The organism is Candidatus Enterococcus myersii (genome assembly GCF_017316025.1).
Classification (GTDB): domain Bacteria; phylum Bacillota; class Bacilli; order Lactobacillales; family Enterococcaceae; genus Enterococcus_C; species Enterococcus_C montenegrensis.
In genome coordinates, this window is sequence record NZ_JAFLVT010000005.1 from 83,148 (window position 1) to 95,342 (window position 12,195).

13 protein-coding genes are annotated in these 12,195 nt (G+C 37.0%); 9 read left to right on the top strand and 4 right to left on the bottom strand.

Annotated features, from left to right (window positions below; translation table 11 throughout):
- Positions 1-110 precede the first annotated feature (110 nt).
- From JZO76_RS03215 to yihA, 7 genes are all read left to right on the top strand, one after another.
- A complete protein-coding gene (locus JZO76_RS03215) occupies positions 111-401 on the top strand; it encodes a hypothetical protein (protein WP_206902740.1) in 291 nt (96 codons plus the stop codon).
- 24 nt (positions 402-425) lie between these two features.
- On the top strand, positions 426-1,457 hold the full coding sequence (gene sppA / locus JZO76_RS03220; protein ID WP_206902741.1) for a signal peptide peptidase SppA: 1,032 nt from the start codon (positions 426-428) through the stop codon (positions 1,455-1,457).
- Between the two features lies 1 nt (position 1,458).
- Positions 1,459-2,052, top strand: a complete 594-nt coding sequence (locus tag JZO76_RS03225) for an RDD family protein (RefSeq protein ID WP_206902742.1) — start codon at positions 1,459-1,461, stop codon at positions 2,050-2,052.
- Between the two features lie 23 nt (positions 2,053-2,075).
- Entirely contained in the window at positions 2,076-3,023 is a 948-nt protein-coding gene (locus JZO76_RS03230; protein WP_206902743.1) for a hypothetical protein, read from the top strand.
- Between the two features lie 117 nt (positions 3,024-3,140).
- The gene (gene tig / locus JZO76_RS03235) at positions 3,141-4,424 is read left to right on the top strand and encodes a trigger factor (protein ID WP_206902744.1); all 1,284 of its coding nucleotides are present in this window, start codon (positions 3,141-3,143) and stop codon (positions 4,422-4,424) included.
- A 225-nt stretch (positions 4,425-4,649) separates the two neighbouring features.
- Entirely contained in the window at positions 4,650-5,888 is a 1,239-nt protein-coding gene (gene clpX, locus JZO76_RS03240) for an ATP-dependent Clp protease ATP-binding subunit ClpX (RefSeq protein WP_206902745.1), read from the top strand.
- A gap of 62 nt (positions 5,889-5,950) precedes the next feature.
- On the top strand, positions 5,951-6,535 hold the full coding sequence (gene yihA / locus JZO76_RS03245) for a ribosome biogenesis GTP-binding protein YihA/YsxC (RefSeq protein WP_206902746.1): 585 nt from the start codon (positions 5,951-5,953) through the stop codon (positions 6,533-6,535).
- Positions 6,536-6,542: 7 nt separating this feature from the next.
- Here yihA and JZO76_RS03250 read toward each other — a convergent pair whose 3' ends face one another.
- Positions 6,543-6,704 (bottom strand): SPJ_0845 family protein, encoded by a 162-nt coding sequence (locus JZO76_RS03250; RefSeq protein WP_206902747.1) that lies wholly within the window; start codon positions 6,702-6,704, stop codon positions 6,543-6,545.
- Between the two features lie 132 nt (positions 6,705-6,836).
- Here JZO76_RS03250 and JZO76_RS03255 point away from each other — a divergent pair, with 132 nt between their 5' ends.
- Both JZO76_RS03255 and JZO76_RS03260 read left to right on the top strand, forming a co-directional pair.
- On the top strand, positions 6,837-8,135 hold the full coding sequence (locus JZO76_RS03255; RefSeq protein ID WP_206902748.1) for a hypothetical protein: 1,299 nt from the start codon (positions 6,837-6,839) through the stop codon (positions 8,133-8,135).
- A gap of 40 nt (positions 8,136-8,175) precedes the next feature.
- Positions 8,176-8,373 (top strand): hypothetical protein, encoded by a 198-nt coding sequence (locus JZO76_RS03260; RefSeq protein ID WP_206902749.1) that lies wholly within the window; start codon positions 8,176-8,178, stop codon positions 8,371-8,373.
- Positions 8,374-8,459: 86 nt separating this feature from the next.
- On the opposite strand, the gene JZO76_RS03265 is transcribed toward JZO76_RS03260, so the two are convergent.
- The 3 genes from JZO76_RS03265 to JZO76_RS03275 are packed head-to-tail and all read right to left on the bottom strand — an operon-like array spanning position 8,460 to position 12,095.
- On the bottom strand, positions 8,460-10,379 hold the full coding sequence (locus tag JZO76_RS03265; RefSeq protein ID WP_206902750.1) for a PTS fructose transporter subunit IIABC: 1,920 nt from the start codon (positions 10,377-10,379) through the stop codon (positions 8,460-8,462).
- Positions 10,380-10,425: 46 nt separating this feature from the next.
- Complete coding sequence (gene pfkB / locus JZO76_RS03270) at positions 10,426-11,343, bottom strand: 1-phosphofructokinase (protein ID WP_206902751.1); 918 nt, start codon at positions 11,341-11,343, stop codon at positions 10,426-10,428.
- Positions 11,340-12,095 (bottom strand): DeoR/GlpR family DNA-binding transcription regulator, encoded by a 756-nt coding sequence (locus tag JZO76_RS03275; RefSeq protein ID WP_206902752.1) that lies wholly within the window; start codon positions 12,093-12,095, stop codon positions 11,340-11,342. The genes pfkB and JZO76_RS03275 overlap by 4 nt, the downstream gene beginning before the upstream one ends.
- Positions 12,096-12,195 lie beyond the last annotated feature (100 nt).

The following is a 12,195-nucleotide window of genomic DNA, read 5'->3' on the forward strand; positions in this document are numbered from 1 at the left end:
TTTTTGCTTTCTTTTCGCTACAATGAGAAAGATAAAACCTTTCTTTTCCTCGTAAGGGATACGAAGAAAACAGGTGATGGATTATTTTATCAAAATAAAAGGAGGACCAAATGGACAATATCGTACGTTGCATGTCTTTTAAACAATTAAAAGCCGCTGTTGCAAAATTAGAGGCGACAGCTGGAATCACAGAAGAAACCAAAATTTTTTTAGATACAGGCTGGGATAGTTTGCAAGAGGTTTCACCAGAAAGTATTGAAGTGAAAAAAGCGCGCTATTTTGAAGTGCAAGATCCTGTTAGTAAGGAATATTTTGGCGGTTTTGCGTTAAGTGAAAAAGCCGAAAAAGTAAAGGCTACAGGTGCAGAAGAAACTGTCATTGTAATTGAAAATTTATATTAATAGTCAAAATTAAAGGAGTAGAAAATGAATAAAAGAAGATGGATTGCAGTTGTTATCGCAGTTGGGTTGTTTGTTTTTTCAGCGGTGTCTTCTCGGGTTGCCACCCATAATGAGGCCGAGAGCCAACAAGCACTGGCAGGATTAAATGCATTATTGTATGGGTCAAATCAATTGGAAAAAAATGTCATTGAAGATGGCGATGCTGATAAACAGATTGCCAAATTGACTGTTGACGGTACGATTGCAGATACAGGTAGTGGTGGTATCTTTTCGACGGCAACGTATAGTCACCAAGATTTCCTAGCACAGTTACAAGAAATTCAGAGGGATGGAAATATTAAAGGGATTTTGTTAGAAGTAAATTCTCCTGGTGGTGGAGTTTATGAGAGTGCTGAAATTGCCAAGGAATTTGCCAAAATTAAAGAATTAAAGATTCCTGTCTATGTTAGTATGAAAAATATGGCTGCCAGCGGTGGTTATTATATCTCAGCAGCTGCTAATAAAATTTTTGCTACCGATGAAACGGTAACAGGTTCCATTGGCGTCATTATGTCTGGGGTAAACTATAGTGGTTTAATGGAGAAATTAGGTATCACCGATGAAACCTATAAAAGTGGGGCCTTAAAAGACATGGGCTCTACTACTAGAAAACCCACGCAAAAAGATCAAGAAGTCTTGCAAACGTATGTCAACAATGCCTATGACCGGTTTGTTAAAGTGGTAGCAAAAGGTCGCGGCATGTCAGAAGCTGCCGTACGTAAAATTGCTGATGGTCGTATTTACGATGGAGCACAAGCAAAAGCAAATGGATTAGTTGATGAAATTGGTTTTCCAGAAGATGCGCTAGCCGCACTAAAAAAAGACCAAAAATTAACCAACGCGCAAGTAATTGAATATTCTGTTGGCGATACCGGTTTTTATTCTTCTTGGTTAGGCAATAAGGCAGCTAAATTACAAGGACTAGCACCAAGTGAAGATAGTACATTAGTGCATTTATTTGCATCGCTTGGAAATGCTCAGGCACCAAAACCTCTTTATTATTACGGAGGACAATAAAATGAGCGATAAAATACAAGGTCCAAAAGTATTTAAAACAAAAGATGATAAAAAAAACTTCACCCAAGAAGAAGTAAAAAAGCAGCAGAAAATATGGCGTCCGTTGCTAAATGAAAAAAATGAAAATAAAAAGTATTTCCCCAACTATTTTTATGCTGGTTTTTGGATTCGCATGTTTGCCTATTGCCTTGACTTAATGTGTATTCATGCGATTACAAACGCAACAGTAGGTTTAACATATCGCGTGGCGGCAGTAGAAATAGCAACTAATTTTTTAAGTTTTTCTAGTCTTTTGTCATTGGCGATTTATTTAGCGTATTTCACTTTATTGACAAAATTAAATCACGGACAAACTATTGGGAAAATGGTCTTTGGCATTCGCGTAGTTTCTTTAAGTGAAACAGAACTTTCCTGGGGAACAGTTATTGTCAGAGAAACTGTTTGCCGCTTTATCTTAAAAGGATTTCCGTTTGTTTTAGGGTACATTGTAGCAGCCTTTACAGATCACAAACAACACGTGGGTGATTATTTTTCGGACACTTCGGTAATTACCATTAATGTTTTGAAAGCTTTCAATAAAGAATTACGGGCTTAATTTTAACAAAGCAGGTGTTAAAAATGGGTGAAAAAATTGTCTTCCCAGATGAATTGCAACGAAATATTCGTTTAGCAAAAAAAGCAATGGAACAAAAAGAGTTTCTAACGAGCGTTACTTATTTACAAAAAGCTTATGAGATGGAAATGTCATTTGAGATTAATCAGCTCTATACAGAAGCTTTATTAAAAAGTGAAGATTTTAAAAGTGCACTGCAAATAGCACAAGACTTTGCGATTGAATATCAGAAAACGGCGACAACAATAACAACCTATGTAAGAATTTTATTATTAAATCAACAGTTTTTAACTGCTCGTAAGCTAGTTATACAAAACAGTCTTTTGACAAAAGAGCAAAAAAAAACATTAACCCAACAGATTAAACAATTGGAGTTGGCAATTGATTTATTAGATCCGGAAAGTTTGCAAGTAAAAAGACAGCTTTTAAATCAGTGGGATGAAAGTTTAATGCCGATTATAACAGCGGACTGGGAAGTTTTTGTGGGGCAGTTAACTTATCCTCAATTTATCGGGCTAATGCAGGATTTTTTACCCAAATGCCGAAATAATTTTTTGCGGCCGCGCTTAGTAGAGGAGCTCGTTTTATTAGGCTGCGATAAAGTCATTCGTTGTGCCCGTTGGGATAATACAATAGCGACTATAAATTTAAAAGAACTTAAATTACCCGAAGAAGTCCCAGCTTATCAAAAATTAAAAACATATTTTGAAACAGAAATTGCCGCGACAGACATCCAACTGGCAAATTACTGCTTAACTGAGCTAAGTGCGCAATTAGCTGTAACGTATCCTTTTGTACCTTTCACTGACGATTTAAAAAGGTGGGAGCAAAGTTATATTTTAGAATATCAGGCAATGATGGGAAATAATAAAGCAGTAGCGGGGCTAGAAAAACTAGCTGACATCACAAAACAAAAAGAAAAAATTCGGCAAATTTATCAAGTGATTTTCTAAAGTTTTTTTTACTTTCAATAACCTTAAAATGTTTACAATTCCTAAGGGTTAGTGTACTATTTAAAAGTATGCATGAAAGTATTTCATAGTAAAATTAGTTTATTCGGAGGGAAACACATGACTGCAAAATGGGAAAAAACTGGCACCAATGATGGTGTATTAACATTTTCAATCGATCAAGCTGAAATTCAAAAAGGTTTGACACAAGCATTCAACAAAGTAAAAGGAAATTTAAATGTACCTGGCTTCCGTAAAGGGAAAGTTTCACGCCAAGTATTTAACCGTATGTACGGCGAAGAAGCCCTATATGAAGACGCATTGAACGCTGTATTACCAGAAAATTACGAAGCTGCAGTGAAAGAAGCCGGAATCGATCCTGTTTCTCAACCAAAAATTGACATTGACAGCATGGAAAAAGATCAAGATTGGGTAATCAAAGCTGAAGTTACGGTTAAACCTGAAGTTAAATTAGGGGACTACAAAGACTTAACTGTTGAAAAACAAGATCGCACAGTCACAGAAGCAGACGTTGACGCAAAATTAAAACAAGAACAAGAACAACAAGCTGAGTTAGTGATTAAAGAAGACGAAGCAGCTGCAAACGGCGACACTGTTGTGATTGACTTTGAAGGTTTTGTAGACGGAGTTGCATTTGAAGGCGGCAAAGGCGACAATTACTCATTAGAATTAGGTTCAGGTTCATTCATTCCTGGTTTTGAAGAACAATTAGTAGATCATAAAGCTGGCGATAATGTGGATGTTACTGTAACTTTCCCTGAAGACTATCAAGCAGAAGATTTAGCTGGTAAAGAAGCTATCTTCAAAGTAGTTGTTCACGAAGTAAAAACAAAAGAATTACCTGAATTGGATGATGAATTTGCAAAAGACGTTGACGAAAACGTTGAAACTTTAGCAGAATTAAAAGAAAAATACATGACAGAATTAACAGAAGCAAAAGAAAAAGCAGCTGAAGATGCTAAAGATGAATTAGCTATTAGAACTGCTGTTGAAAATGCTGAAATTCTTGATTTACCACATGTAATGGTTCATGATGAAGTACACCGTTCTATGGACGAATTTTTAAACAACATGCAACGTCAAGGTATTTCACCTGAAATGTATTACCAATTGACTGGTTCAACAGAAGCAGATTTACACAAACAATTTGAAGGCGAAGCTGAAAACCGAGTTAAAACAAACTTGGTAATTGAAGCTATTGCTGCTGCAGAAAACTTAGAAGCAACAGAAGCAGATGTTGAAAAAGAAATCGCTGAATTGTCTGAAGCATACAACATGCCAGTTGATCAAATCAAACGCGTTTTAACAGAAGATATGTTAAAACATGATATCACAATGAAAAAAGCGGTTGAACTTGTTACAGGAACAGCTGTTGAAAAATAATTTTTAAAATTGAAGCCGCCAGCTTGTGCTGGTGGTTTTTTTTGCTTTATTGCCCTTAAAAAAATGGAAGCTGGCTTTATATTTTATTAAAAAACGATTGTACTTGGCCACAATGAAAGCAACTACTTTTTCTTTCGTAAATAGTATGCTATCATAGTTTAAGACTGTTTAAATCAGTTATCCAGCACTCGTTAAGAGTACGGAAATTTTTCAAGGGGTGAGACCATGTACGACAACACTAGCGGAAATGAAACTGTACGTTGTTCATTTTGCGGTAAATCGCAAGAAGAAGTGCGTAAGATCGTCGCCGGTCCCGGGGTCTACATTTGTAACGAGTGTATCGACTTATGCAAAGAGATCATTGACGAGGAGTTCCTGGATGAAGAAGTGCGGGAATTCATCGATGTACCTAAACCAAAAGAAATCTTAGCAATTTTAAATGAATATGTAATCGGCCAAGACCGTGCGAAAAAAGCATTGGCTGTGGCGGTTTACAATCATTACAAACGTGTGAATGCGGAAAGTAGCGAAGATGAGGTAGAATTACAAAAAAGTAATATCTGTTTAATCGGGCCTACCGGCTCAGGAAAAACTTTCTTAGCCCAAACATTAGCCCGTTCTCTTAACGTTCCATTTGCAATTGCGGATGCTACAAGCTTGACAGAAGCTGGTTATGTAGGTGAAGATGTCGAAAATATTTTATTAAAACTTTTACAAGCGGCTGACTTCAATGTTGAAAGAGCCCAAAAAGGGATTATTTATATTGATGAAATCGATAAAATTGCCCGTAAGAGTGAGAATGTTTCAATTACACGAGATGTTTCTGGTGAAGGCGTGCAGCAAGCTTTGCTTAAAATCTTAGAAGGCACAGAAGCAAGTGTACCACCACAAGGCGGCAGAAAGCATCCTCATCAAGAAATGATTCAAATTGATACGACTAACATCTTATTTATCGTTGGTGGTGCTTTTGATGGAATTGAAACAATCGTTAAAAATCGAATGGGTGAAAAAATCATCGGTTTTGGCACGAACAATAAAAAAATCGGTGATGACGAAAGTGTGATGCAACACATCATCCCTGAAGATTTATTGAAGTTTGGTTTGATTCCTGAATTTATCGGGCGCTTGCCAGTCATGGCTGCCTTAGATAAATTGACAAATGATGATTTAGTCCGCATTTTAACGGAGCCTAAAAATGCATTAGTCAAACAATACAAAAAGTTGATGTCTTTAGATGAGACTGAATTAACCTTTGAACCATCCGCGCTAAAAGCAATTGCAGCAAAAGCGATTGAGCGTAATACTGGTGCGCGGGGTCTGCGCTCGATTATTGAAGATATTATGATGGATGTCATGTTTGATGTGCCAAGTGATGGAGATATTAAAGAAGTTATCATCACAGAAGATGCTGTCACAGGTGTTGGTGCACCAAAAGTTATTTATGCTGAGAAAAAAGCGGGATAAATGAACAAAAAAGCTGGGGCTCGTACCCAGCTTTTAGCTTGATTTTTAAAGGAGTGAAATAGATGAAAGTTCATAACGCAGAAATTGTGATTAGTGCCGTAGCGCCAAAACAATATCCCGAAACAGATTTACCAGAAATCGCGTTGGCAGGACGTTCTAATGTCGGAAAATCGTCTTTCATTAATACGCTAATCCAGCGAAAAAATCTTGCCCGAACTTCTTCTAAGCCCGGAAAAACCCAAACTCTCAATTTCTATTTGATTGAGGATACATTGCACTTTGTTGACGTTCCAGGCTATGGCTACGCCAAAGTGTCTAAGAGTGAACGGGCCAAATGGGGGCAGATGATTGAAACTTACTTGACTCAAAGGGAACAATTGAAGGCAGTAGTATCTTTAGTCGATTTACGCCATGCCCCTAGTCAAGAAGATATTCAAATGTATCAGTTTTTGAAGTACTACGACTTACCTGTAATCGTAGTTGCAACAAAAGCAGATAAAATTCCCCGTGGCAAATGTAATAAACACGAATCAGTCATTAAAAAAGCTTTGGATTTTGATAGATCGGATACGTTCATTATTTTTTCTTCGGTGACCAAAGAAGGAAAAGAAGAAGCGTGGCAAGCTATTGAAAGAGCAATTAAATAGAGTCGAATCATTTCTGATTCGACTCTGTTTTTTTGCTCTTTTTTTGTTCTTTTTTTATTTCTGGTTTTAAAAAGCGGGAAACATCAACTTCCTCTTTTTTGTCCGGTAAAATTACCAAATCATCAAACATTTTATCTAATGAATCATCTCGTTCAAATTTCAAACCCATCGCAATCCACCTCCAGTTAGAGTTTAGCACGTTTTAGTAGGATTTTTAAGAAAAAACGATTCCTTTTTACTTTTTTTTAACGCCAATATTAGTTATAATAAAATTATAGAAAGATTAAAAGGTGGTGAGATGATGAAGTTGACAAATAAGATGTTTATCACAGTGCAATATATCAACTTAAATGACCAAATGATCAAGCGTCATTTGCAAGACTGGCTTGTCTTTGTTCGCCTGCTCTATCAACCACAGCAGATGATTGTGAACCATGAAGAGATGCAATCTTTTTCTTTAAAGCGTGTTCATCAACTTTTGAGTCAATTAACTGAGCAAGAAGATTTGGAGTTTATTGTAAAAGAAGGTCCCAATGAATCTTATTTTCATCTGGTCGATGGTAATTTATTAGAAAAGCATCTCGTTTCACAAGAAATTTTTTTAAAAAACAAGCAAATAATCTTAAATTATGTCGATGTCAAAATGAAGGAGCGCGGCTTATTTGGCTACATCAGAAATTACGATGAGTATTTGTATCACAATACCGATGATATAAAAATGCGCCAAGTATTTCAGCCGCTAGCAGAAATAGAAAAATTACCTAAAATCCGTAATAAAGAAAATAAAACGGTGGTAGATTGTAATCAGTTTGCCGGGTATGACATTTTTTATCGTGGTTTTTGTTTAACTTCCTGTTGGCGCGTCTACTTCACTGCTCGTTATCATAAAATCATCCCATTAGCGGTGGTAGAAGAAGTGCAACAAGTTGAACAAGTAACAAAAACTGCAGAAGATGTGTGGTTCGTTGAACTTTACAAAGATCCCTATCGTTGGCAAGAAGACTTGAATTTGGGCTATCAGCGTTTGTTTAGAGACCAGATGGGGATTGATCAATTAGCCTGGGATAATGGCGTTGGAATATTACGTGAACCCTTAATTGAATACGCATACACAGAAAATGTCATTCAGACAGTTCAATACCAAAATGACCGGCTGCAGCCAACACCTAAAAAAGAAGCAACGCATTTTGTGACCCGTGTTTATGATATTGTTCACGATAATTACCAAGAAAGACGTGTCAAAGGCGTTTTAAATGCGCAGGCTTATTTTCCTTGGATCGATGAGCAGGGAATGAAGATGATGAATTATCTTGTTTTAAATCCGCAGTATTCTCTGGATGAGGGTCTTTGCGCATATGAATTTTATTTGCGGAACTACTTAGAAATAAATATCACCGATGATCGCTACCATGAATATTTAGCAATCTTAAATATTTATCTGCCGGATGATTTTCTAACTAAAGTGCCATATAAAATCTTAAAAGAGCGGATGCAAGATATCCATTTTACACGGTTAAAAAAACGCAAACAGCGTGTATATTTTGATATGAAAAAGAAAAAAATCATTTGCGTGTCAATTTTGTACCATTTTCGGCAATGAAAAATACGAATGAAATAAAAGTCGTGTAGGGGGTTAAAAAATGGAAGATTTATTGTTTAAAAAGTATATGTTACCAACGGGTGTTCTGACAATCTTACTGTTAATGTTACCGGATTTTTTCATGAAAATTCCGTTAGCCCTAGCGATTATTTTATTAGGAAGCTGCCTATGTATTTACAAGTATTGGCAATTAGAAGTAAAATTGGAAGTTCAAAAAATTAGGAGTGGGAAAGAGTAGTAATTTTTCACTAGCAATGTCTGTTATAAAAAAGACCAACAATTCATCAATATGAATCGTTGGTCTTTTTACGAAGTTTTATTTGTTTAGTTAACGTCTTTTTTTAATAATCCAAAAATGATACCAGAAATTACTGCCCCGATGGCAATAAATACTAGATATAAAATTGGGTTGCTGACTAAGAATACCACGAAAATACCACCATGAGGTGCAAGTAACAGAATATCTTTAGCACCAACTAATGCTCCTGTAATTGCAGAACCGATAATGAAACTTGGAATAGCACGTAGCGGATCAGCTGCAGCAAATGGAATAGAGCCCTCGGTAACAAAAGACAGTCCCATTACAATGTTTGTTAAACCAGCATCTTGTTGATCTTTCGTAAATTTATTTTTGAATAAACGTGTAGCTACAAAAATTGCTAATGGAGGAACCATACCACCGGCCATGACAGAAGCCATTACCACACTACCGCCAGAAGCGACTGTAGTAGCTAATGTTGCTGTACCAAAAACATAGGCTGCTTTATTAATTGGGCCACCTAAATCTGCTGCCATCATACCAGCTAGTAAAGCACCAAGTAAAGCTGCATTAGAACCACTTAAACCAGTTAAGAAACTATTTAACGCATCGTTAATTACTTTCATGGGTACGTTGATGATAAGCATTAGAAAACCAGTAATTAAAAGTCCGAATACTGGATAGAACAAAATAGTTTTAATCCCATCAAGTGATTTTGGTAGACCTTTAAATAATTTCCGTAAGAACAAGATAACATAACCACCAAGGAAACCACCAATTAAAGCACCTAAGAAGCCAGCACCGCCAGTATTTGCTAAAGCACCTGCGGCAAAACCAACAATTAAACCAGGACGATCAGCAATACTTGAAGCAATAAAACCAGCTAAGACTGGCAACATAAAACCAAACGCTGCACTACCAATTTGGTTGAACCAAGATGCTTGTATATTATAGTTACCTAATTGCGCTAAACTGTCTTTTGGAACGCCCATAAATTGGTCAATCATAAAGGATAAAGCAATGGCAATCCCACCACCGATAACAAACGGCAACATGTGTGAAACACCGTTCATTAAGTCTTTATATATCCGTTGTCCTACTGTGCCATCTGCGCTTTCATCTGAACTACTAGAGGCAGAACCATCGCCTTTAAATACTGGCGCAGAACCGCTCAATGCTTCATTGATTAAGTTTTCTGGTTTACGAATACCATCACTAACAGGGCGGTTCACTAAATGTTTGCCATCAAAGCGATCCATTTCAACTTTTTTGTCTGCGGCGACAATGACACCATCAGCGCGAGCGATATCTTCAGCCGTTAAACGATTTTTAATTCCTTCTGAGCCGTTTGTCTCAACTTTAATGTCAACACCCATTTCTTTGGCTTGTTTTTTCAAGGCGTCTTCGGCCATGTAAGTATGGGCGATACCAGTTGGACAAGCGGTAACAGCAACAATGTATTTGCGATTAAAGCTCTTTAATTCTTCTTCTTCGGCAGCTTTCTTTTCAGCTTTTGCTTCTTCGTCTTTTTTTGCTTGTGCGTCGGTAAATAGTTGTTGCACTTCATCTGGTGTTTTGGCTGATTTTAATTGTGCAACAAAATCAGCATCAATGAGCAAACGAGAAAGGGCAGCTAACGCTTGTAAATGGGTATCGTTTGCACCTTCTGGAGCGGCAATCATGAAAAATAGATAAGTGGGTTGACCATCTAGTGCTTCATAGTCAACACCGGCATTACTTTTAGCAAATAATACTGTCGCTTCTTTAACGGCTTTATTTTTTGCATGGGGCATCGCAATCCCATCACCTAAACCAGTTGAAGTTTGTGCTTCTCGGGCTAAAATACCTTCTTTGTAAACTGCGATGTCTGAAATTCGGCCGACATCATACATTTTTTGAACCATTTCATCGATTGCACCTTTTTTGTCAGTGGCCTTCAGATCCATAATCATGGCATCTTTAATCAATAATTCATTGATATTCATTGTTTTCCTCCTTAATGTTAAAACGACAGCTTATTTTTAACCGAAATTAATCGGCAATTTTTTCAATTACAACTTCAGCTAATAGTTCTTGAATAAATTCTGCTTGTGCCAAATCATCTGAAAACGCAGTGGCACTTCCGCTGGCAACGCCCCATTTAAAGGCATTCACTGCATCCTTATTCTCACTATAGGCGCCGATGAAACCTGCGATCATAGAGTCGCCTGCACCGACTGAATTTTTTAAGGGGCGTTTTAATACATTTGATTGGTAAACGCCTTCTTTTGTGAAGAGCAGTGCGCCATCGCCAGCCATTGAAATGATGGCATTTTGAGCCCCGGTATTCAGCAGTTTCTTACCAAAAGGAATGATATCTGAAATGTTGTTGAAAGTAGTGTGATAAGCTTCTGCTAATTCGTGGTTATTTGGTTTTACTAATACCGGTTGACTAATCAAAGCATCCATCAAGTCTTGACCGGTCGTATCAATAACAAAATCAGCTTTATTTTCTTTTACTAATTGAACAAGCTCTTGATAAAAGCCACTTGGTAAACTAGCAGGAGCGCTGCCAGATAAAACGACGATATCTCCTTTAGTAACAGTGCTTAATTTTGCTTTTAAATCGGCAATGTCTTTTGCTGAAATGTCAGGACCTAGACCGTTGATTTCCGTTTCAGCTTCTGCCTTTAACTTAATGTTAATCCGCGTATCTGCATTAATTTGGGTGAAGTTTTGTTCAATATTTTCCTGACTTAGCCAGTCAGTGATAAAAGTACCCGTAAAACCACCTAAAAATCCTAAGGCGATATTTTCAACATTATTCCGCTTTAATATGCGGGAGACGTTAATACCCTTACCACCAGGTAATTTCAGATCTTTTTTCATCCGATTTACTTCACCGATTTTTAAGTCATCCACATGGACGATATAGTCGATTGAGGGGTTTAGCGTAACGGTGTAAATCATTTTTTTGCCTCCAATATTTTGACTTCACGATACAATTCTACGTGCTCTTCAGGACAATAATCTGTCAAGATGGTAGCTGCATCTAATGGTGCTACTTTTGCAAAGCTAATTTGATTAAACTTACTATGGTCTGCCAAAATAAATCCTTCTTCTGCTTGTTGTAGGGCTACTTTTTTTAAAATTGCTTCTTCTGGATCAGGAGTAGTATATCCTGCAGTTAAGTCAATTCCGTTTATCCCTAAAAACGCTTTGTTGAAATTAAATTCAGCCAATTGTTTTAAGCTGGTATTTCCCAACGTGGCATTGGTTGAAAGTTTAATGGCTCCACCCAAGATGATGGTATCGATATTTAAATCAATCAATTGTGCAGCGTGTTTAACGGAATTGGTCACAACTTTTAAAGATGTTCCAGTCGCAAGTAGGGGAATTAATTCTAATGTACTACTTCCGGCATCCAAATAAATGACATCATCTTTTTGAATTTGTGTGACTGCGAGTTTAGCGATCATTTGTTTAGCAGAAACATTTTCCTTAGTTTTTGTCTGCATGTCTGCTTCAAAACCAATGTGCTGACCTGCTCGCTTTGCACCGCCATGGATTCGAATTAGCAATTTTTGATTCTCTAATTCTTGTAAATCACGTCGAATTGTTGATTCAGAAGCATCTAATAAGTTGGTTAACTCATGCAGTTTGACGATATTATTTTGAGCAAGGAGTTGCAAAATTTTTTGTTGTCTTTCTTCTGTAAGCATTTACAATTCCTCCTTCGACCATATAGTAGCACGTTTTTCTTTCAAATTCAACTACAAACAGTCAAAAACATTCAAAACGAATCACAAAAGGAATTGAAAA

Excerpts from the sequence above, each read along its gene's own strand:
- sppA (WP_206902741.1), top strand. The coding sequence starts at position 426 with ATGAATAAAAGAAGATGGATTGCAGTTGTTATCGCAGTTGGGTTGTTT.
- clpX (WP_206902745.1), top strand. The coding sequence starts at position 4,650 with ATGTACGACAACACTAGCGGAAATGAAACTGTACGTTGTTCATTTTGC.
- JZO76_RS03250 (WP_206902747.1), bottom strand. The coding sequence starts at position 6,704 with ATGGGTTTGAAATTTGAACGAGATGATTCATTAGATAAAATGTTTGAT.
- JZO76_RS03230 (WP_206902743.1), top strand. The coding sequence starts at position 2,076 with ATGGGTGAAAAAATTGTCTTCCCAGATGAATTGCAACGAAATATTCGT.
- pfkB (WP_206902751.1), bottom strand. The coding sequence starts at position 11,343 with ATGATTTACACCGTTACGCTAAACCCCTCAATCGACTATATCGTCCAT.
- JZO76_RS03265 (WP_206902750.1), bottom strand. The coding sequence starts at position 10,379 with ATGAATATCAATGAATTATTGATTAAAGATGCCATGATTATGGATCTG.
- tig (WP_206902744.1), top strand. The coding sequence starts at position 3,141 with ATGACTGCAAAATGGGAAAAAACTGGCACCAATGATGGTGTATTAACA.
- JZO76_RS03275 (WP_206902752.1), bottom strand. The coding sequence starts at position 12,095 with ATGCTTACAGAAGAAAGACAACAAAAAATTTTGCAACTCCTTGCTCAA.
- JZO76_RS03215 (WP_206902740.1), top strand. The coding sequence starts at position 111 with ATGGACAATATCGTACGTTGCATGTCTTTTAAACAATTAAAAGCCGCT.
- JZO76_RS03255 (WP_206902748.1), top strand. The coding sequence starts at position 6,837 with ATGAAGTTGACAAATAAGATGTTTATCACAGTGCAATATATCAACTTA.
- JZO76_RS03225 (WP_206902742.1), top strand. The coding sequence starts at position 1,459 with ATGAGCGATAAAATACAAGGTCCAAAAGTATTTAAAACAAAAGATGAT.
- JZO76_RS03260 (WP_206902749.1), top strand. The coding sequence starts at position 8,176 with ATGGAAGATTTATTGTTTAAAAAGTATATGTTACCAACGGGTGTTCTG.
- yihA (WP_206902746.1), top strand. The coding sequence starts at position 5,951 with ATGAAAGTTCATAACGCAGAAATTGTGATTAGTGCCGTAGCGCCAAAA.